This window comes from Rhodococcus koreensis (assembly GCF_900105905.1).
Lineage (GTDB): Bacteria > Actinomycetota > Actinomycetes > Mycobacteriales > Mycobacteriaceae > Rhodococcus_F > Rhodococcus_F koreensis.
In genome coordinates, this window is the sequence record NZ_FNSV01000005.1 from 4062944 (window position 1) to 4083580 (window position 20637).

Here is a 20637-nt window from a genome sequence, read left to right on the forward strand (position 1 = left end):
ATGGATCTGTCGTTCGTGACGGAGATCTCGGCGCCGCGCAGCCGGGACGACCTGCCCGCCCCCGAACCCGGAACGGCGTACCTGGCGGGCGGCACCTGGCTGTATTCGGAGCCGCAACCGACGGTCACCCGGCTGGTCGACCTGGCCACCCTCGACTGGCCTGCGATCACGGTCCACGACGACGAACTCGAACTCGCCGCGACGTGCACCATCGAGAACCTCTGCAATGCACCGCTTCCCGCCGAGTGGTCGGCGAAGAACCTGTTCCGGCCGTGCGCCGAGTCGCTGGTCGCGTCGTGGAAGATCTGGCACACCGCGACCGTCGGCGGCAACCTCGCACTGGCGCTGCCTGCCGGCGCGATGATCACGCTGTGCTGCGCGCTCGACGCCGAACTCCTGATCTGGACCGCCGACGGCGGCGAACGCCGGGTTCCGGTGGACCGGTTCGTGACCGGGGCCGGCAGCACGACGCTGGAGGCCGGTGAACTGATCCGAAGCATCCACCTCCCCGCCGCCGCATTGCGGGGCCGCACGTCGCTGCGGAAGATCGCGTACTCGCCGCTCGGACGGTCCGGTGCCCTGCTCGCCGGACGCGTCGGCGCGGACGGATTCACGCTGACCGTCACCGCGTCGACCGTCCGCCCGTTCGTCCTGCGCTTCCCTGCCGTTCCCGGCACCGATCCGTTGAGCGCCGCTCTGGCCGAACGGATCTCCCCCGACGCCTACCTGACGGACGCGCACGGCGCCGCGGACTGGCGTCGCCACGTCACGGGCGTCCTCGCCGAGGAGATCCGGAGGGAGCTGGAATGAAGTTGACGGTCGACGGTCAGTCGGTGGACGCCGACGCACGGCCCGGTCAGTGTCTGCGCACCTTCCTGCGGGAACAGCAGCGGTTCGCGGTCAAGAAGGGCTGCGACGCCGGGGATTGCGGCGCCTGTTCCGTGCTGCTCGACGGCGCCCCGGTGCACTCCTGTGTGGTGCCGGCGCATCGCGCGGAGAACCGCGAGGTCACCACCGCCGCCGGTCTCGGCAGTCCCGACGAACTCCATCCCGTGCAGCAGCAATTCGTCGACGCGGCGGGATTCCAGTGCGGGTTCTGCACACCCGGGATGGTGGTGACCGCGTCCGCGCTCGACTCCGCGCAACGCGCCGACCTGCCGCGCGCACTGAAGGGGAATCTGTGCCGCTGCACCGGTTATCGCTCCGTCCGCGACGCCGTCGGCGGCGTGTGCACCACCGAATCGGACAGTGCCGGTGAGTCGTTCGGACGGTCGATTCCCGCACCCGCGGCCACCCGGGTGGTGTGCGGCGCGGAACCGTACACGCTCGACCTGGCCGTCGACGGTTTGACCCACATCCAGATCCTCGGCAGCCCGCACCCGCACGCCCGCATTACCCGCCTCGACACGTCCGCCGCCGAGCGACTGCCCGGCGTCCACGCGGTGCTCACCCACCGCGACAGTCCGGGCGTGGCCTTCTCCACCGCGCGTCACGAGTTCCGCACCGACGACCCCGACGACACCTACGTGTTCGACACGATCCTCCGGTTCCGCGGGCAGCGCGTCGCCGCGGTCGTCGCGGACTCCGTCGACATCGCCCGGCGCGCACTGCAGTTGATCGAGGTGGAGTACGAAGTCCTCGAACCGGTCTTCGACCCCGACCTGGCGCGCCGCCCGGGTGCACCCCTGCTGCACGGCGACAAAGGCACCGAGTCCCGGATCGCGGACCCGGCCCGGAATCTGGTGGCCGAGGTCCACGGCGAGACCGGCGACCTCGCCGCCGGACTGGCGGCGGCGCGGGACACGGGTGCGGTGGTGGAGGGCACGTGGCAGACCCAGCGCGTGCAGCACACGCATCTCGAAACCCACTCGGCCATCGGCTGGCTCGACTCCGACGGTCGCCTCACCCTCCGCAGCAGCACCCAGGTGCCCTTCCTCGTCCGCGACGAACTCGCTCACCTGTTCTCACTCGACCGCGCGCAGGTCCGGGTGTTCACGGCCCGCGTCGGGGGCGGCTTCGGCGCGAAGCAGGAGATGCTGGTGGAGGACCTCGTCGCCCTCGCCGTGCTGCGCACCGGCCGACCGGTGCAGTACGAGTTCACCCGTTCCGACCAGTTCACGATCGCCCCGTGCCGGCATCCCATGCGGGTGTCGGTGAAGGTCGGTGCCGACGGCGACGGAAGGCTGACGGCACTCGCCGTCGACGTGCTGTCGGATGCCGGTGCGTACGGCAATCATTCGGTGGGCGTGATGTTCCACGGTTGCAGCGAATCCGTTGCGCTGTACCGGTCGCCGAACAAGCGGGTGGACGCCCAGGCCGTCTACACCAACAACCTGCCGTCCGGGGCGTTCCGCGGCTACGGGCTGGGGCAGATCATCTTCGCGGTGGAGTCCGCGCTCGACCAGCTGGCCGCGGAGCTGGGGATCGACCCGTTCGAGTTGCGTCGTCGCAACGTGGTCGTCCCGGGCGACGACTTCGTCGATTTCGAAGTCGAACACGGCGACCTCACGTACGGCAGTTACGGACTGGACCAGTGCCTCGACCTGGCGGAGGCCGCCCTGCGCCGCGGCAACGACGCGCTTCCGCCGGACGGGCCGCAGTGGCGGGTCGGTGAGGGCATGGCGGCGTCCATGATCGCGACCATCCCGCCGCGGGGGCACTTCGCGGACGTGTCCTGCACCCTCGTCGAGGGCAGCCGGTACGAACTGCGGGTGGGCACAGCCGAGTTCGGGAACGGCACCACCACCGTGCACGCGCAGCTCGCCGCATCCGCGCTCGGCACCACCGCCGACCGGATCACCGTGATCCAATCCGACACCGACGTCGCCGGGCACGACACCGGAGCATTCGGTTCGGCAGGCACGGTCGTCGCCGGGAAGGCGGTACATCTCGCCGGAACCCGGCTGCGGGAGCTGTTGTTCGAGGTCGCCCGTCGCGTCGCCGGCGCCGCCGAGGACAGCGACTGCGCGCTCACACCCGACGCGGTCGTGGTCGCCGGGCGGACCGTCGAACTCGACAAGCTGGTACCCGAGGGACCGCTCCGGGCCGAGGGCCACCACGACGGCACCCCGCGGTCGGTGGTGTTCAACGTGCACGCCTTCCGGGTCGCGGTCGACACCGTCACCGGGGAGGTCCGGATCCTGCAGTCCATCCAGGCCGCGGATGCCGGCACGGTCCTCAACCCGCAGCAGTGCCGCGGGCAGGTCGAGGGCGGCGTGGCGCAGGCCATCGGCAGCGCGCTGTACGAGGAGATCCTGCTCGACGGCGCCGGGACCGTCCTCAACCCGCAGCTGCGGAACTATCACATCCCGCAGCTCGTGGACGTGCCGGACACCGAGGTCTACTTCGCGGACACCTACGACGAGCTGGGCCCGCACGGCGCCAAGTCGATGAGTGAGTCCCCGTACAACCCGGTCGCCCCGGCCCTGGCCAACGCGATCGCGGACGCCACCGGCGCCCGGCTTCGGCGGCTCCCGATGACCCCCGCCGCCGTGTGGCGTGCGGCTTCGCCGCCCGTGAGTACTTGTTAACCGCCCGACGTTAATAAGTACTCACGGGCGGCGAAGCCGCAGCAGTGCCTCGACGATGGGACGCTGCCCCTTGACCAGCTTCGTTTCGGCGACATCCGACGGGAACCAGCGGGCGTCGTCGACCTCGGGAAACTGCTGAATCTTCCCGGACCGCGGCGGCCATTCCAGTTCGAACGTGTTGCTCTCGACGAAGGCGACGTCTTCGCTCACCTCTGCCGCGTACACGGTGATCACCTTGCGTGAGGGCTGCCGGAATTCGCCGAGCAACTCGTACTCGACCGCGGGCGGCGGCGCGCCGATCTCTTCCTCGTACTCGCGCAGCGCGGCCGCGTACGGATCCTCGCCCTCGACGTATTCGCCCTTGGGGATCGACCACGCGGCGTCGTCCTTGCGCGCCCAGAACGGGCCACCCATGTGCACGATCCACAACTGGAGCACCCCCGCATCGTCTGTGCGATACAGGAGTACTCCAGCGCTGGTGACGGTCATGGGACCACGTTAGGCTGCGGCGTCCTCCCGCTGGTCGCTCAACTCGATCGTTTCGATCTCCTGGGCGTAGTGGAAGTGCGGGCGGCGGTGTCCGAGGAACGAACCGCACCACGACATCACCGCGACGTACCGGTTGCGGAATCCGACCAGGTAGACGAGGTGCACGGCGAGCCACAGGAACCAGGCGAGCACACCGGTCAGCTCGACCTTGCCGACGCGGGTGATCGCGCGGAACCGGTTGATGATCGCCATGCTGCCCTTGTCGCGGTACGTGAACGGCGTGCCGAGGGCGCGTTTCCCGGTGATGATGGCCGCGACGTGGCGTCCACCCTGCATCGCGAACGGCGACTGCGCGGGCAGGTTGTTCAGCGACGCCATGTCGCCGATCGCGTAGACGTCGTCGTAGCGGCCCACCGTGAGGTCCTCGTCGACCAGCAGCCGGCCGCCGCGGCCGGTCTCGCAGCCGGTCCGGTCCGCGAGCACTGCCGCGAAGTCGTTGGCCTGGATCCCCGCCGACCAGATGATGGTGTCCGCCGTGAGGCGCTTCTCGAAACCGGTGCTCGGCGACGACAGGGTGGCGCCGTGGTCGTCGATGTCGGTGACCATCGTGCCGAGAACCACCTCGACACCCGCCTTCTCCAGCGAGTCCTGCGTGTACTTGCTGAGCTTGCCGCCGAAGACCGGTAGCGTCTCGTTCGCACCCTCGACGAGCGTGACGGTGACCTCTTCGGACGTGATGTCGCGAAGCGACTTCTCGAAGTAGCGGCCCGCCAGTTCCTTGATCTGACCTGCCAGTTCGACACCGGTCGGGCCGGCACCGATCACGATGAAGTGCAGCAGGTCGCGACGACGCTCCGGGTCGGAGGTGGTGTGCGCCTCCTCGAAGCAGCGGACGATCTGCCTGCGCAGCCGGTCGGCGTCGGCGACGGTCTTGAGCGCGTACGTGACCTCGGCGAACTCGTCGCGCCCGAAGTAGGCCTGCCGGGCGCCCGTCGCGGCGATGAGGCTGTCGTAACCGATGGTGTGGCGGATGCTGCCGGCCTCGTAGACGACCTCTTTCTTGTCCGGGTCGACGTCGACGACGCGGCCCAGGCGGACGTCGCCACTGGGGTACTTGGCGAGGATCGCGCGGATGGACGGGGCGATCTCGCCGGGCGAGATGACACCGGTCGCGACCTGGTACAGAAGGGGCTGGAACAGATGCTCGGTGGTCTCGGAAATCAGCACGAACGGCGTGCCGGCCTTGCCGAGCTTCTTCGCCGCCGCGAGTGCGCCGAATCCCGATCCCACGATGACAACCTGTGTGCGATCCACCGAAAACCTCCTACTGCTTCATGCGTCTACTTAGCTCCGCGTATGAGCTCCACATTAGGGATCGACCGTTGTTAATTGCCAGTAAGCTGGGGAAATCGAAATAGTGTTATCTCGATTGCTCATAAGTCTTCCCCGAAGGACGTAACCTCAGGTCATGGAGTTCCGACAGCTTCGCTACTTCCTCGCGGTCGGCGAGGAGGGCAGTTTCTCGCGCGCGGCACAACGCTGCTTCATCTCCCAGTCGGCGATCAGCCATCAGATCGCCAAACTCGAAACCGAGTTGGGCACCACCCTGCTGGAACGCTCGACACGCGCCACCCGGCTCACCGCGGCGGGCGAACGACTGATGCCCATCGCCGCCGAGATGATGGGCCTCGAGGCGCGCGCGCTGTCGGTGGGACTCGACCCCCGCAACCGGCTCCGGATCAGCGCGAGCATGAGCTTCGCGACGCAGAGCCTGGAGGCGATATCGGCTGTCCGCGAAGACTTCCCGCAGCTCGACATCGAATTCGTCATCAAGGATTTCACCGACCGGATGACCGCCGTCGCGTCGGGTGACGCCGACCTCGCACTCATCCGCGGCGGCGTCGACCGGCCGGGCCTCGAAACCGTCGAATTCGGGCTCGAGGACCTGGTGATCGTGACGTCGAGCAAACACCCACTCGCCGGGGTCTCGACCGTCGACCTCAGCGAACTGGCGCCCTACCCCCTGCTACTGCCGCCCCGCAGCAGTCAGATCCTGATCCACAACGTCGTCGAGGACGCATTCCGGCAGGTCGGGCAGCGCGTGATGCTCGGACCGTCGATCCCCAGCGACCACACGGCCACCCTCGACGTCCTCACCACCCCGCGGTCGTGGACGGTGCTGTACGCCGACACCGCCGACGCGACGCCCCGCCGCGGGCTGAGCTTCCTGCGCGAGGCGCACGATCGACTGCGCATCCCGGTGTGCGGGGTCGTCCGCAGCGGAACTGCGACGCGGCCCGAACTGACGCACCTGTTCCGTGCGCTCGCGCAGTCGATCGCCGGGACCGGCGGAGCGGCCGAAACCTAAACGTCGATCAGACCGTGCCGGTCGACCCACGTCAGCACACGGTCGAGCATCGTGTCGGGGACCTCGAGCTGCGGAGTGTGCCCCACATCCGCGAGAATCACGCTGTCCCACCGCGGATTCGCGGTCGCCACCTTGCGGGCCGCCGCGACCGGAACCAGCCGGTCGCGGTCGCCGTGGAGCAGGAGGACCGGCTGCGCGATCGACCGCATGGTGTCGAGGTACCGGCGCGGGCGGGCCAGGACCCGCATCAGTGAGCGGCTGGCCTGGAGGAACGCCGCGTCCTCGGACGGCAGCCCGCGCCGGTAGCCCGCGAGAGCCGCTGCGGCGTCGAGGGAATCTTCCGACGCTCGGCTCGGATCGGCGAAGCACAGGTCGATCATCCGCTCGACCAACTGCCGGTCCGTCAACTTCCGGCTCGAGTACTGCAGGAACCGCTCCCCCACGAACGGGGTGAAGTACATCGCGAACTGTGCGGCGATCCGCGGATCCGGGATCCGTTGCGCGACAGGCAGTGCGGGGTCGACCAGGACCAGCGCCGAGACCGTCTCCGGGTGCGCCGCCGCCTCGAACAGCGAGATCATGCCGCCCATCGAGTTGCCCATCAAAATCACGGGACGGCCGACGACGTCGCGCAGGAAACGGTGCAGCACCTTCGCGTTGGCGCCGACCCCTGTGCGGCGTCGTCCGGACGGGCTGAGCCCGAACCCGGGGAGATCGACGGTGAGCACGCGGGTGCGCTCGGCGAGGACCGGTGCGATCCGCACCCAGTTCAGGTGCGAGCCGCCGAGCCCGTGGACCATGACCACCGGAGGGAACTCGGTCTCCTCGCCGTATTCGACCCAGTGAACGGGACCGTCGAGGTCGACGATGCTGCCCGCGCCACCCCATCGCTGCGCGAACTCCTGCTGGGCAGGTTCGCCGACTCTGTTCGGATCAACCATGCGTCCGTCCGTTCCGACTGTTGGGCGTGCCGTCTGTTGGGCCTGCCGAGGCCACCGGCCAGTCTACGGCCGTACCGTCGTATGTTTGAACGCATGCAGCGTGGGACGGTGAGAGTTCGATGACGATCGGGGGCGTGCTGCTCGCGGCCGGGGCCGGTTCGCGCATGGGCATGCCGAAGGCGCTCGTCGTCGGCGCGGACGGAGAACCGTGGCTCGCGCGCGGGGTCCGGGTGCTGTCGGAGGCCGGATGCGAGCCGACCGTCGTGGTGCTCGGTGCCCGCGCCGACGAGGCCGAGCACCTCCTGCCCGGCGGTGTCCCCGTCACCGTCGGGATCGCGGACGACTGGCAGTCGGGAATGTCCGCGTCCCTGCGTCGGGGGCTGGAGGTCGCGGCGACGTTCGACGACGTCGACGCCGTCGTCATCACCCTCGTCGACCTCCCCGACCTCGGTGTCGACGCCGTCCGGCGGATCGTGTCGGTGCCGCCCGGCGACGCCCGGTCGGCGCTGCGCCAGGCCCACTACAGCGGACGCCCGGGTCACCCGGTTCTGATCGGCCGGGACCACTGGCTCCCGTTGCGGCACAGCCTCACCGGGGACTCCGGCGCGCGGAAGTACCTCGCGGCACACGGCGCCGAGGCGGTCGACTGCTCCGATCTGGGCTCGGGACGCGACGTCGATTCGCCGCGCGAACTCCACTAGCGCCTCGGACGAACGGGACGCTCGTTCGATCTGACGCAACGAGCGTCCCGTTCGTCCGGCGACAGCACGGCCGCGACCGTTCACCGGCTGACCGCCTTCTTGTACCGCCGGATCGCGAACGGTACGAAGATCACCAGCAGGACCGCCGACCACAGGAGTGAGGCGATGACCGGGTGCTGCAACGGCCAGGCGTCGGGAACGGTCATGGCCGGGTTGGTGTTTCCGAACAGTTCCCGCACGGCCTGTGTCACCGCGGACACCGGGTTCCATTCGGCGATCACCTTGAGCGGGCCGGGCAAGTTGGTGGTCTCGACGAACGTGTTCGCGATGAACGAGAGCGGGAAGATGACGATGAAACTGGCATTGTTGAACACTTCCGGGGTGCGGATCCAGAGTCCGACCACCGCCATCACCCAGGACAGGGCGTAGGCGAACAACAGCAGGAGCAGGTAGCCGAGAACTGCTTCGCCGAGACTCGAGTGGATGCGCCACCCGATGATCAGACCGGTCAGCGACATCACGACGAGGCTGACGATGTTGATCAGGACGTCGGTGGACGTGCGGCCGAGGAGGACGGCGGACGGGGCCATCGGCAGCGACCGGAATCGGTCGATGATCCCCTTCTGCAGATCCTCGACCATCCCGAGGCCCGTCCATGTGGCCCCGAAGATGACTGTCTGCGTGAAGATCCCGGCGATCAGGAATTCGCGGTACGACATTCCGGGAACCTGGATCGCGCTGCCGAAGACGTACGCGAACAGCAGCACGAACATGATCGGCGACAACGTGGTGAACACGATGAGGTCGGGGACGCGCTTGATCTTGATCATGTTGCGTTTGGCGATCGTGAGCCCGTCCGCGAGCGCGGTGTGCACGGACGCCGTCTGTGGTGCGCTCATGAGACGTGCTCCTCTTCGGCTTCGTGTCCGGTCAGGGTGAGGAAGACGTCGTCCAGGGTCGGTCTGCGCAGACCGACGTCGAACACTTTCACTCCTCGATTGGAGAGTCGGCCCAGCGCTTCGACGAGGGCGTCCGCACCGCCGGTCACCGGCACCGTCACCCGGCGGACGTTCTCTTCCAGCAGGATCTCGCCTGCGGCGAGCGGGGCCAGTTCGTCGCGCACGACGGAGAGGTCGATGCCCTCCCGGACGCTCAACTCGATGCGCTCACCGCCCACGCGATCCTTCAATTCGTCGGCGGTTCCGCGGGCGATGACCGAACCGTGGTCGATCACCGCGATCTGGTCGGCGAGGCGCTCGGCCTCCTCCATGTACTGGGTGGTCAGGAGCAGCGTGGTGCCCCGGGCGACCAGATTGTCGATGACGTCCCACAGAGCCAGCCGGGCGCGGGGGTCGAGCCCGGTGGTCGGTTCGTCCAGGAACAGCACCTCCGGCTCGGCCACCAGCGCTCCGGCGAGGTCGAGACGCCGGCGCATGCCGCCCGAGTAGCCCTTGACGGGGCGATCTCCCGCCTCGACCAGGTCGAACTGTTCGAGCAGTTCGCGGGCTCGCGCCTTACTGCGTTTGGCCCCGAGGTGGTAGAGCCGACCGACCATCTCGAGGTTCTCGAAACCGGTGAGGTACTCGTCGACGGCCGCGTACTGACCCGACGCGCCGATCCGGGACCGGAGCACCCGCGCGTCGTGGACGACGTCGAGACCGGCGACCTCTGCCCGGCCGGCGTCGGGGACGAGGAGGGTGGTGAAGACCCGCACCGCCGTCGTCTTGCCTGCGCCGTTCGGGCCGAGCAGCGCCATCACCGTTCCCGCGGGGACCGCGAGGTCGACCCCGTCCAGCGCTGTGACCTTGCCGTACTTCTTGACCAGACCCTCTGCCGTTATCGCATCGACCATCAGAAGTTCCCATCCGTTGGCGTGTCGACCCAGTGTGACTCGAGGCACCGACAGGTACAGCGGAATATTCGACGTTCCGGGCAGGCCCTGTGCGGCGGTAGTCTGAAATTCGGGCAGGTCAGCGTGCAGATCTTCGGCAGGAGACCATGATGTCGGATGCGGCGTCGGAACTCCGGACGGGCCGTGCGGCCTTCGAGCGGCGAGACTGGCGCGACACCTACACCCGCCTGTCGAGCGCCGATCGGCGGGACCCGCTGCCGGGTGACGACCTCGAACTGCTCGCCACCGCCGCCTACCTGCTCGGTGAGGACGACGCCAGCACCGAATGGTGGGAGCGGGCGGTGCACGAGTGGACCCGCACGGGTCGACCGGTGCGCTCGGCGCGGTGCGCGTTCTGGCTCTCGTTCGGCCTGCTCATGCGGGGCGAGCACGCCCGCGGCGGCGGTTGGCTGGGCAAGGCCCAGCGACTTCTGGACACCGCGGGCGTGGACTGCGCGGAGCGTGGCTACCTGCTGGTGCCGCAGGGGCTACGCCGGATCGACGACGGCGACGGCACCGCGGCCCAGGACATCTTCCGCACGGTGACGGACGTGGGCATCCGGTTCGCCGACCCGGATCTGACGACGCTCGGGGTGCTGGGCACCGGCCATTCGCTCGTCCTGCTGGGGCACGTCGCGGAGGCGGTGTCCGCTTTCGACGAGGCGATGGTCGGGGTGACGTCCGACAACGTGTCCCCGGTGGTCGCGGGGATCGTGTACTGCGCCGTGATCGAGCAGTGCCAGAACATCTGCGACCTCCGCCGGTCCCGGGAATGGACTGTGGCGCTGGAGGAATGGTGCTCCTCGCAACCCGGCCTCGTCCCCTACCGCGGCCAATGCCTCGTCCACCGTGCCGAGATCCTGCAACTGCAGGGCGACTGGCCGACGGCGATGGACTCGGCGCGGCGGGCGCACGAACGACTCGCCTCGCAACCCGCGGCCGGGTCCGCCGCCTACGTGATGGCCGACCTCCACCGCCTGCGCGGCGAGGTCGCCCAGGCCGAGAAGTTGTTCCTGGAGGCGAACCGCTTGGGCAGGCGCCCGCAACCCGGACTCGCGCTGCTGCGGATGGCGCAGGGGCGGGTCGGCAGCGCGGCCGCGTCGATCCGCTGTGCTCTGGACGAAGCCACCGGCGCCGTGGAACGCGCCCGGCTGCTGCCCGCGTGCGTGGAGATCTTGCTCGCCTCGGGCGACGTCCCGGCGGCGAGATCGGCCGCGGACGAACTCGACTCGACGGCATCCGGGTTCGCGATTCCCTATCTGTGTGCCCTGGCGGCGCAGGCTTCAGGATCGGTGCTGCACGCCGAGGGGCGGGGCAGTGACGCGCTGACCGTTCTGCGCGACGCGTGGCGGCGCTGGCAGGAGATCGGCGCGCCCTACGAGTGCGCGCGGGTCCGGGAGTCGGTCGCGCTGGTGTGCCGCGACCTCGGCGACGAAGACACCGCGCAGATGGAGCACGACCTCGCATCCGCCACGTACCGGCAACTGGGCGCGCTCCCCGACCTCGAACGACTACGGGCGGAGTTCCGTCCCGGCTCCGCGGACTCCACTCCGCTGACCCCGCGTGAAGTGTGCGTGCTCCGCCTCGTCGCGGCGGGCAAGAGTAACCGGGCGGTGGCGACGGAACTGTTCCTCAGCGAGAAGACGGTCGCCCGGCACCTGAGCAACATCTTCGTCAAGCTGGGAATCTCGTCGCGGTCGGCGGCCACGGCCTATGCCTACGAGCATCACCTCGTCGGCCCGGCTACATGAAAGTACCCATACGGTCGTACGTATTTGCGCCTTTCTCCCGACGCGCCCGGGTCGGCCTCGCTCCTAGCGTTGAGCACAACCACCGAACGCCGAGGGAAGAAGGCACCCGATGTCCACAGAACGTTTCGACACGATCGTGATCGGTGCCGGGCAGGCCGGCCTCGCCACCGGCTACCACCTCGCCCAACGCGGGCAGCACTTCGTGATCCTCGACGCCCACGACCGCGTCGGGGACGTGTGGCGGGAACGGTTCGACTCGCTCCGGCTCTACAGTCCGGCCCGGTACGACGGGCTGCCCGGCTGGGGAATTCCCGCCCCCGCCTGGTCCTGGCCGGGGAAGGACGAGGTCGCCGACTACTTCGAGGCCTACGCGGAGCGGTTCGCGCTGCCGGTCCGGACCGGCGTCACCGTGGACGGACTGTCCCGTCTCGGCGACCGCTACGTCGTCACCGCCGGAACGGACCGATTCGAGGCCGGCAACGTCGTCGTCGCGTCCGGCACCTGGCAGACCCCGGTCATCCCCGACCTCGCCGACCGCCTCGACCCCCGGATCCGGCAACTGCATTCCAGCGACTACCACAATCCCTCCCAACTGCAGGACGGGCCGGTGCTGGTGGTCGGGTGCAGCCACTCCGGCGCGGACATCGCCCTGGAGGCCTCCCGTTCGCATCGCACCACGATCTGCGGTCCCGTCCGCGGTGAGGTGCCGTTCGACCTCGAGGGGCGCGCCGCGCACGTCGCGATCCCGATCATGTGGTTCATGGCGAATCACGTTCTGACCGAACGCACCCCCATCGGCCGGAAGATGCGCACCCACGTCCGCTCGGGTGGCGGCCCACTGCTCCGGGTCAAGCGCGCCGACCTGGCCGCGGCTGGTGTGGAGCACTTCCCGGCGAAGGTCACCGACGTGCGCGACGGCACACCGATCCTGGACGACGGCACCGCTCTCGACGTCCGCAACGTGATCTGGTGCACCGGGTTCCGCAAGGACACGACCTGGATCCAGATCCCCGTCACCGGTGCGGACGGGTGGCCCGAGCAGTCCCGCGGAGTCTCACCCGACCATCCCGGACTGTATTTCGTCGGTCTGCCGTTCCTGCAGGCATTCGCGTCGATGCTCACCGGCGGGGTGGGCCGCGACGCCGCCTACGTCGCGAAACACATCGCGCGCAGGCAGTCCCGGGCCGGTGTCAGGCCGTCAGCACCAACCCTGACGTAGGCACTCCGGTGCCTGCGGTGACGAGGACGTTCTGCGCACCGGAGACCTGGTTGACGGACGTGCCGCGGATCTGCCGCACCCCCTCGGCGATGCCGTTCATGCCGTGGATGTAGGCCTCCCCGAGCTGGCCTCCGTGGGTGTTGAGCGGCAGGCTGCCGTCGAGATCGATGGCGCCGTCGGCGATGAAGTCCCTGGCCTCGCCGCGACCGCAGAAGCCGAGCTCTTCGAGCTGCATCAATACGTATGGTGTGAAGTGGTCGTACAGGATCGCCAGATCCATGTCCTGCGGGCCGAGTCCGGCCTGATCCCACAGTTGCCTGCCGACCAGTTCCATCTCGGGCAGTCCCGCGAGCTCGGGCCGGTAATAGCTGGTCATGATGTACTGGTCGCTGCCGCTCCCCTGCGCCGCCGCCGCGATCACCGCCGGCTTCTGTTTCAGATCCTTCGCCCGCTCCGGCGACGTGACCACGATCGCGATGCCGCCGTCGGACTCCTGGCAGCAGTCGAGCAGGTGCAGCGGTTCGGCGATGAAGCGGGAATTCTGGTGGTCCTCGAGGGTGATCGGCTTGCCGTGGAAGAAGGCGTTCGGATTGGTGGCCGCGTGCTTGCGGTCGGTGACCGCGATCCGTCCGAAGTCCTCACTCGTGGCGCCGTATTCGTGCATGTACCGCTGCGCGACCATCGCGACGAACGCCGCAGGCGTCGACAGGCCGTGCGGGTAGGAGAACGCGTTGTCGGTACCGGACGAGTTCACCTGCTGCACCAGACCGGAGTTCACCTGCCCAAACCGCATCCCCGACCGCTCGTTGAACGCCCGGTACGCCACCACCACGTCGGCGACGCCGGTGGCGACGGCCATCGCGGCCTGCTGCACGGTCGCGCACGCCGCGCCCCCGCCGTAGTGGATGCGGCTGAAGAACTTCAGATCCGGGATACCGACCGAACGGGCCACGGCGGCTTCGGTGTTGGTGTCCATCGTGAAGGACGTCAGCCCGTCGACGTCCGCCGGTGTCAGCCCGGCGTCTTCGAGCGCCGCCGTCACGGCCTCCGCCGCCAGCCGCAATTCGCTCCGGCCCGAATCCTTCGAGAAGTCGGTGGCGCCGATCCCGGCGATGACAGCCTTGCCCGACAACCCGCTCATGCACCCGCTCCGTTCGTGCGTCCGTCCAGGACGAGGGTCACCTTCGACGTGATGTGGTTGCCGAGACCGTTCTTCCCGACGACATCGAGCGTGACGACGCCGTCGTCCACCGACGCCACCGTGCCGCTCAGCGTGAGCGTGTCATAGGCGTACCACGGCACCCCCAGGCGCAGCGCGATCGACGTGATCACCGCGGTCGGTCCCGCCCAGTCGGTGACGAACCGCTGCACCAGACCGGTGTCGGTGAGGATGTTGACGAAGATGTCCTTCGATCCGCGCTGCTGCGCCAGGTCGCGGTCGTGGTGGACGTCCTGGAAGTCGCGCGTCGCGAGTGCGGCCGAGACGACGAACGTCGGGTCGCCGGTGACGGACAGTTCCGGAAGCGTCGTTCCCACGACGACATCGAGAGTGGACGTCATGACTGCTCCTTCGCTCCGCGCTGCCACGCGTACAGGGTCCACGGCGCGCCGCCCGTCTCGTCGTCACCGGGAAAGTCGAGGTAGATCGCCTCCACCGGCATCCCGATCGTCACGTCGGCGGGCTCGACCCCGCGCAGTTCGCCGAGCATGCGGACGCCTTCCTCCAGTTCGACCAGCGCCACCACGAACGGCAGCGAACGTCCCGGGACCTTCGGCGCGTGGTGGACGACGTAACTGAACACCGTGCCGCGGCCGGACGCGACGACGTAGTCCGTCGCCTCCGACTTGTCCTTCCACAGCGCGGGCACCGGCGGGTGCTGCAGCGACCCGTCTTCGCGTTGCTGGATCCGCAGTTCGTGCGCGGCCACGCCGTCCCAGAAGAACTGGGTGTCCGGCGAGGCGCTGGGCCGCATCATCCTCGACGGGTCCAGGTCGTCGTAGGACGCACCCTGCCCGTTCCCCGACGGCCCGGGCCGGTCGGTCTTCGGCATGAATTTCAGAATCCGGAACAGCATCTCGGCCACCGGTTCGCCTGCGGCGTCGCGCCACACACTGCGGGTGTTGAAGAACCATCCCTCGCCGAGGCCCGTCTTCTTCGGGCCCACCACATCCTCGAGGGTCGTGGTGATGGTGACCTCCTCCCCGACCTTCAGGTAGCGGTGATAGATCTGATCGCAGTTGGTGGCGACGACGGACGTGAACCCGGCCTCGTCGAGGATGGTCGTCATGCGCCCGAGCGGGTCGTCGGTTTGCCGAACGGCGTTCAGGCCCTGCATCGTCCACACCTGCGCCATCGCGGGCGGGGCGACGATGCCGTCGTGTCCCGCTGCCCGCGCGGCCGCCTCGTCGACGTAGATCGGATTCTTGTCGCCGATCGCCTCCACCCAATTGCGGATCATCGGCAGGTTGATCGGGTCCCGTCCGGGCCGGGGAGCACTCGGGCCCGCCGACCGGACCTCCTCTGCGGCAGCGAGAATCTGTTCGGAACTCATATCGCGCGGCGCTCCTATCGCGGGACTCGGGGAAGCTTCAGGCCGGCTGTCGCGATCAGTTCGCGCATCACCTCGTTGACGCCGCCGCCGAACGTGATGACGAGGTTGCGTTTCACCTGCATGTCGAGCCACGTCACGAGGTCGGCGGTCGCCGGCTCGGACGGGTCGCCGTAACGTCCGACGATCTCCTCCGCGAGCCTGCCGATGCGCTGAATGCGTTCGGTGGCGAACACTTTCGTCGCGGACGCGTCGGCGATGTCGACGGCGTCCGACTCACTGGACGCCACCTGCCAGTTGAGGAGTTCGTTGAGGCGGTACGTCGCGTGGATCTCGCCGAGCGCGCGCCGCACGTCCGGTTCGCCCAGGAGGTCGTGCGCGACCGCCCAGTTGCGAATGCGGTCGTACAGTCCCCCGACCCGGCCTGCCGGTCCGAGCATGACGCGTTCGTGGTTGAGCTGGGTGGTGATCAGGCGCCAACCCTGATTCTCCTCGCCCACCAGCATGTTCGCGGGCACCCGGACGTCGGAGTAGTACGTGGCGTTGACGTGGTGCGCGCCGTCGCACGTGATGATCGGTGTCCAGCTGTAGCCGGGGTCCTTGGTGTCCATGATCAGGATGGAGATGCCGCGGTGCCGCGAGTCGGCCGAACCGGTGCGGACGGCGAGCCACAGGTAGTCGGCGTCGTGGCCGCCGGTGGTGAAGATCTTCTGGCCGTTGACGATGTACTCGTCCCCCACCCGGGCGGCCGTGGTCCGCAGCGCCGCCAGATCGGTTCCCGCCTCGGGTTCGGTGTAGCCGATTGCGAAGTGCACCTCGCCCGCCAGGATCGCGGGCAGGAACTTGCGCTTCTGCTCCTCGGTGCCGTAGGTCTGCAGCGTCGGCCCGACCGTCTGCAGCGTCACCGAGGGCAGCGGAACATCGGCGCGCACAGCCTCGTTCACGAAGATCTGCTGCTCGATCTCTCCGAAGCCGCGACCGCCGAACTCCACCGGCCAGCCCACCCCGAGCCAGCCGTCCTTACCCATCCGGCGGATGACCTCGCGGTAGGTGGCGCCGTGGCGCTCGGTGCGCATCACCTCGGCCTCGGCCGGGGAGATCAGCCCGGAGAAGTAGCGCCGGAGTTCCGCCTGCAGCTCCCGCTGCTCGTCGGTCAGATCGATGAACACCGGGCCCCCACGAGGTCGAGTCGATACGAGGCGCCGCCGACGAGGCGGGCCAGGTCTTTGGCGGTCGAGTAGTAGCGGTGCAGCGGGTACGTCACGTCGACGCCGATCCCGCCGTGCAGGTGGTGCAGCACCTGCATGGCGGCGGGCACCTCGGCGGCGATCCAGTAGGCCATCACGTCCAGATCGTCCTGGGCGTCCAGGCCCTCGGACACCCGCCACGACGCCGCGAGCGCCGACACGTGCAGGGTGCGGGACGTGACGTAAACGTCGGCGATCTGCTGCGAGACGGCCTGGAACGTCGCGAGCGGCTTGCCGAACTGGTGCCGGGTGGCCAGGTGCTCGCCCGCCAGAACCGTTGCACCGGAGAGCAGTCCGTCGGCCACCGCCCCGATCGAGGCCAGCGCGATCCGGTACAGCGTCTGCACCGCGTTGTCGCCGGCCGCGAGCAGATCGCCCCGCGCCCGGTCGAACGTGATCGCGAATTCGGGGCTGCCCGACGCCGAGGGCGTCGGTGTGAGCGCGACGCCGTCCGCGCCCGGATCCACCAGCACCACCCCGGCGTCCGTCGGCACCAGGATCCGGTGCGCCCGCTCGGCGTACGGGACCGCGAGCACGCGACCGGTGACGGAGTGGCCGTCGCCCTCCGCGACCGCGGTCACCGACGGCCGTGCCGGGAACTGCGCCCCGGGTTCGGCGAGCGCCGCCGTGAAAGTGCGACCGCCGGCGAGACCGGTGAGCAGGGCGTCCTGTTGCGCGTCGTCGCCCAGCGCGACGATGGGCAGCACCCCGAATCCGAGCGTCGCGAGGGCCGGGACCTGCGCCGCCTGCCGCCCGACCTCGGTGAGCAGCGCACCGACGTCGGTGACCGAGAGCCCTTCGCCTCCGAGACGTTCCGGCAGTGCGAGGGTCAGCAGGTCGGCGTCGGCGAAGGCGGCCCAGAGGGCGTCGCCGTCGAGGTCGCGGGCCAGCAGTCCGGCCGCGACCTGGGCCACGGCCTCCTGGGTTTCGTCTCGAGTGAAGTCCACGCTGACAATCCCACTTTCGATTTAGAACGTGTTCTAGTTGTATCACCATCCCGGACCCCGCGAAAGGCCGAGCCCGGCCCGGCTCAGCCGCGCGGCAGCCCGAGGATGCGCTCGGCCGCCACGGTCAGCAGGATCTGCGTCGTTCCGCCCGCGATCGAGAGGCAGCGGGTGTTCAGGAACTCGCGCGCGAGCGGTCCCTCCACCCAGCCGTCCGTGCCGCCGAGTTCCATCGCGAATTCCGCGACCGCCTGCCGCTGCCGGACGCCCACCAGCTTGCGGACGCTCGATTCGGGCCCGGGGTCCTGGCCGTCCAGCTGCCGGAGGGTGGTGCGCAGTTCCAGTTGCGAGCCGACGAGCGCGTTGCCGATGAGCCGGCCGAGCGTGTCGTCGGTGACCGGGTCGCCGTCACCCGCGAGTGCGAGCAGTTCCTCCATCGCCGCGCCCAGCGAGGAGCCCCCGCCCATCGCGACCCGCTCGTTCGCCAGCGTGGTGCGGGCCAGCTTCCAGCCGTCGCCGAGATTCCCGACCACCAGGTCGTCCGGCACGAACACGTCCTCGAGATACACCTCGTTGAACAGGGCGTCGCCGGTGATCTCGCGCAGCGGCGAGATGGTGATGCCGGGGCTCGTCATGTCGACGAGGAAGTAGCTGATGCCCTTGTGTTTGGGCGCCTCCCGATCGGTGCGGGCCAGGCAGATCGCCCAGTCCGCCTCCTGCGCCCTCGACGTCCACACCTTCTGGCCGTTCAGCCGCCACCCGCCGTCCACCTTCTCCGCCGACGTTCGCAGCGCCGCCAGGTCGGAGCCGGCGCCGGGTTCGCTGAACAGCTGGCACCAGATGATCTCGCCGCGCAGCGTCGGGGTGGCGAAACGCTCGATCTGCGCGGCGCTGCCGTGCTCGAGGATGGTCGGCACGGCCCACCAGCCGATCACGAGGTCGGGTCTGCCGATCCCGGCGGCCGCCAGTTCCTCCTCGATCAGGATCTGCTCCGCGGCGCGCGCACCTCGCCCGTAGGGCGCGGGCCAGTGCGGGGCCAGGTAGCCCGACTCGGCGAAGGCCGCGCGTCGCTCCGGCTCCGGCCGCGCCACCAGTGCGGCGATGTCGGCGCGGATCCGGGCCCGCTCGGCGCCAAGGCCCGTCAGGTCGATCGACAGGTGCCTGCGAGCGCCCGCCCGGGTCAGTTCCGTGACCCGCGACCGCCAGCGGGCGGAGCCGCCCAGCAGCTGCCGCAGCGACGTCGCCCGGCGCAGGTAGAAGTGGGCGTCGTGCTCCCACGTGAAGCCGATTCCGCCGAGCACCTGGATGCAGTCCTTGGCGGTCTCGACGGCGGCGTCGAGCGTGATCGTCGCCGCCACCGCCGCCGCCACCGGGAGCTCGCCACCGTCCGCATTCCACGCGTCCTCCGCCGCAACGGCCGCGTCCCACGCCGCGGCCCCGGACTGTTCGACGCGGCACAGCATCTCCGCGCACAGGTGCTTGATCGCCTGGAACGATCCGATCGGTTTTCCGAACTGCTCGCGAATCTTGGCGTACTCCACCGCCGTTCGCAGACACCAGGCCGCGATGCCGGACGCCTCCGCGGCGGCCAGGGTCGCGGCGAGGTCGGACACCAGCCCGTCCCGCACCCCCGTGACCACGCGGTCGGCCGCCACCGCCACCCCGTCGCACCGCACCCGCGCGAGCGGACGGCTCTTGTCGATCGTGTCGGCGACCGCGATGTTCAGGCCGTCGGATTCACCGTCGACCAGGCACCACACGACCTGCTCGCCCGTGTCGGCCGGCAACAGCACGGCGATGCCCGCGTCGCCGCCGATCGCGAAGCCGGCGTCGCCGGTGACCGTCAACCCGCCGTCGGCCCCGAGGGTCGCGTTCACCGGGGAGTTGCCGAGAGCCACCGCGCACGGCATCGCGCCGTCGGCGAGATCCTCGGACCATCGTTTCGCGGCGGCGCCGGAGCTGCGCCCGACGACGAGAGCGGCCAGAGCGGTGGAGAGAACAGGACCCGGGGCGAGTTCGGTCGCGGCCTGTTCGAGCATCGCGGCGAGATCGACGATCTCCGCCCCCGACCCACCGACCTCTTCGGGCACGGCGACCGAGAAAATTCCGAGCGAAGAGAAGGACGGCCACGACGTGTGCCACGAATCTGCTGGTCCTTGCCGTACTGTGACCAGCGGGTCCGTCGACCGCGCCCAAGCCTGGATCGCACCCGCTGCAGCTCTCTGTTCCTCGGTGGTGGCGATAGTCACAACGGGTATCCGCCTCTCCTGAATGACACATTCGTCTAGAACGTGTTCTAATATGACACCTGGCCATGAGTCAAGGCGCGAAGGAAAACAGGTAATGACGACCAGCTCTCGATCACGGTCCACGACGGTCGCTGCGGCGACGCTGGGCGAGGACGATCTCAGTTCCAACGCGCAGAAGGAACGGCGCAAGCGGATCCTCGACGCGACCCTGGCCCTGGCGTCCAAGGGCGGATACGAAGCCGTGCAGATGCGGGCCGTCGCCGAACGCGCCGACGTCGCCGTGGGAACGCTGTACCGCTACTTCCCGTCCAAGGTGCACCTGCTGGTGTCGGCGCTCGCCCGCGAGTTCGAGCGGATCGACTCCCGCGGAAAGAACCCGCCGGGCCGGAACCCCCTCGAGCGGATGCAGCTGATCCTGAGCCAGATCACCCGGGCCATGCAGCGCGACCCGCTGCTGACCGAGGCCATGACGCGCGCGTTCATGTTCGCCGACGCGTCCGCCGCCGCCGAGGTCGATCAGGTGGGCAAGCTGATGGACCGGCTGTTCGCCCGCGCGATGACGGACACCGAACCCACCGAGGACCAACTGGCCGTCGCCCGCGTCATCTCCGACGTGTGGCTGTCGAACCTGGTGGCCTGGCTCACACGCCGCTCGTCCGCGACCGATGTCGCGAATCGGCTCGAACTCACCGTCGAACTGCTGCTCGGTGACGGGAGCCGCAGACCCGAGTAGGACGCGATCGGGGCACAGCCCCGGC

General features: G+C 69.2%; 18 protein-coding genes. 7 read left to right on the forward strand and 11 right to left on the reverse strand.

Features of this window, described 5'->3' with window-relative positions:
- A complete protein-coding gene (locus BLV94_RS23030) occupies nt 1-810 on the forward strand; it encodes an FAD binding domain-containing protein (RefSeq protein ID WP_072939435.1) in 810 nt (269 codons plus the stop codon).
- On the forward strand, nt 807-3530 hold the full coding sequence (locus BLV94_RS23035; protein WP_072939437.1) for a molybdopterin-dependent oxidoreductase: 2724 nt from the start codon (nt 807-809) through the stop codon (nt 3528-3530). Before BLV94_RS23030 ends, BLV94_RS23035 begins: the two co-directional genes overlap by 4 nt.
- A 21-nt stretch (nt 3531-3551) precedes the next feature.
- On the opposite strand, the gene BLV94_RS23040 is transcribed toward BLV94_RS23035, so the two are convergent.
- Together BLV94_RS23040 and BLV94_RS23045 are read right to left on the reverse strand one after the other, a co-directional pair.
- Nucleotides 3552-4019: an NUDIX hydrolase gene (locus BLV94_RS23040; protein WP_072939440.1), complete on the reverse strand. Its 468-nt coding sequence runs from the start codon at nt 4017-4019 to the stop codon at nt 3552-3554.
- Nucleotides 4020-4028: 9 nt separating this feature from the next.
- The gene (locus BLV94_RS23045; protein ID WP_072939443.1) at nt 4029-5333 is read right to left on the reverse strand and encodes an NAD(P)/FAD-dependent oxidoreductase; all 1305 of its coding nucleotides are present in this window, start codon (nt 5331-5333) and stop codon (nt 4029-4031) included.
- A gap of 154 nt (nt 5334-5487) precedes the next feature.
- Between BLV94_RS23045 and BLV94_RS23050 the strand changes: the two genes are divergently transcribed.
- Complete coding sequence (locus BLV94_RS23050) at nt 5488-6387, forward strand: LysR family transcriptional regulator (protein WP_072939445.1); 900 nt, start codon at nt 5488-5490, stop codon at nt 6385-6387.
- Here BLV94_RS23050 and BLV94_RS23055 read toward each other — a convergent pair.
- A complete protein-coding gene (locus BLV94_RS23055) occupies nt 6384-7328 on the reverse strand; it encodes an alpha/beta fold hydrolase (RefSeq protein ID WP_072939447.1) in 945 nt (314 codons plus the stop codon). The two genes, BLV94_RS23050 and BLV94_RS23055, sit on opposite strands and share 4 nt — an antisense overlap.
- 119 nt (nt 7329-7447) lie before the next feature.
- Between BLV94_RS23055 and BLV94_RS23060 the strand changes: the two genes are divergently transcribed.
- Nucleotides 7448-8029, forward strand: a complete 582-nt coding sequence (locus BLV94_RS23060; RefSeq protein ID WP_072939449.1) for a nucleotidyltransferase family protein — start codon at nt 7448-7450, stop codon at nt 8027-8029.
- Between the two features lie 80 nt (nt 8030-8109).
- Here the strand turns inward: BLV94_RS23060 and BLV94_RS23065 are convergent, their stop codons facing one another.
- On the reverse strand, nt 8110-8928 hold the full coding sequence (locus BLV94_RS23065; RefSeq protein WP_072939452.1) for an ABC transporter permease: 819 nt from the start codon (nt 8926-8928) through the stop codon (nt 8110-8112).
- Nucleotides 8925-9881, reverse strand: coding sequence for an ATP-binding cassette domain-containing protein (locus BLV94_RS23070; RefSeq protein ID WP_072939455.1), 957 nt, complete (start codon nt 9879-9881; stop codon nt 8925-8927). Before BLV94_RS23070 ends, BLV94_RS23065 begins: the two co-directional genes overlap by 4 nt.
- 149 nt (nt 9882-10030) lie before the next feature.
- Between BLV94_RS23070 and BLV94_RS23075 the strand changes: the two genes are divergently transcribed.
- Together BLV94_RS23075 and BLV94_RS23080 are read left to right on the forward strand one after the other, a co-directional pair.
- A complete protein-coding gene (locus BLV94_RS23075; RefSeq protein WP_072939585.1) occupies nt 10031-11671 on the forward strand; it encodes a helix-turn-helix transcriptional regulator in 1641 nt (546 codons plus the stop codon).
- 109 nt (nt 11672-11780) lie between these two features.
- Nucleotides 11781-12890 carry a flavin-containing monooxygenase gene (locus tag BLV94_RS23080; RefSeq protein ID WP_072939456.1) on the forward strand — a complete coding sequence of 370 codons (1110 nt, stop codon included), beginning with the start codon at nt 11781-11783 and terminating at the stop codon, nt 12888-12890.
- Here BLV94_RS23080 and BLV94_RS23085 read toward each other — a convergent pair.
- From BLV94_RS23085 to BLV94_RS23110, 6 genes are all read right to left on the reverse strand, one after another.
- Nucleotides 12862-14031 (reverse strand): lipid-transfer protein, encoded by a 1170-nt coding sequence (locus BLV94_RS23085; RefSeq protein WP_072939458.1) that lies wholly within the window; start codon nt 14029-14031, stop codon nt 12862-12864. The two genes, BLV94_RS23080 and BLV94_RS23085, sit on opposite strands and share 29 nt — an antisense overlap.
- The gene (locus tag BLV94_RS23090) at nt 14028-14450 is read right to left on the reverse strand and encodes a MaoC family dehydratase (RefSeq protein ID WP_072939460.1); all 423 of its coding nucleotides are present in this window, start codon (nt 14448-14450) and stop codon (nt 14028-14030) included. The genes BLV94_RS23085 and BLV94_RS23090 overlap by 4 nt, the downstream gene beginning before the upstream one ends.
- Nucleotides 14447-15442, reverse strand: coding sequence for a bifunctional MaoC family dehydratase N-terminal/OB-fold nucleic acid binding domain-containing protein (locus BLV94_RS23095; RefSeq protein ID WP_072939463.1), 996 nt, complete (start codon nt 15440-15442; stop codon nt 14447-14449). Before BLV94_RS23095 ends, BLV94_RS23090 begins: the two co-directional genes overlap by 4 nt.
- A gap of 14 nt (nt 15443-15456) precedes the next feature.
- On the reverse strand, nt 15457-16608 hold the full coding sequence (locus BLV94_RS23100) for an acyl-CoA dehydrogenase family protein (protein WP_072939465.1): 1152 nt from the start codon (nt 16606-16608) through the stop codon (nt 15457-15459).
- A complete protein-coding gene (locus BLV94_RS23105; RefSeq protein ID WP_072939466.1) occupies nt 16593-17633 on the reverse strand; it encodes an acyl-CoA dehydrogenase family protein in 1041 nt (346 codons plus the stop codon). The genes BLV94_RS23100 and BLV94_RS23105 overlap by 16 nt, the downstream gene beginning before the upstream one ends.
- An 83-nt stretch (nt 17634-17716) precedes the next feature.
- Nucleotides 17717-19879: an acyl-CoA dehydrogenase family protein gene (locus BLV94_RS23110; protein WP_072939468.1), complete on the reverse strand. Its 2163-nt coding sequence runs from the start codon at nt 19877-19879 to the stop codon at nt 17717-17719.
- Between the two features lie 94 nt (nt 19880-19973).
- Between BLV94_RS23110 and kstR the strand changes: the two genes are divergently transcribed.
- Nucleotides 19974-20612: a cholesterol catabolism transcriptional regulator KstR gene (gene kstR, locus BLV94_RS23115; RefSeq protein WP_005566090.1), complete on the forward strand. Its 639-nt coding sequence runs from the start codon at nt 19974-19976 to the stop codon at nt 20610-20612.
- Nucleotides 20613-20637: the final 25 nt, after the last annotated feature.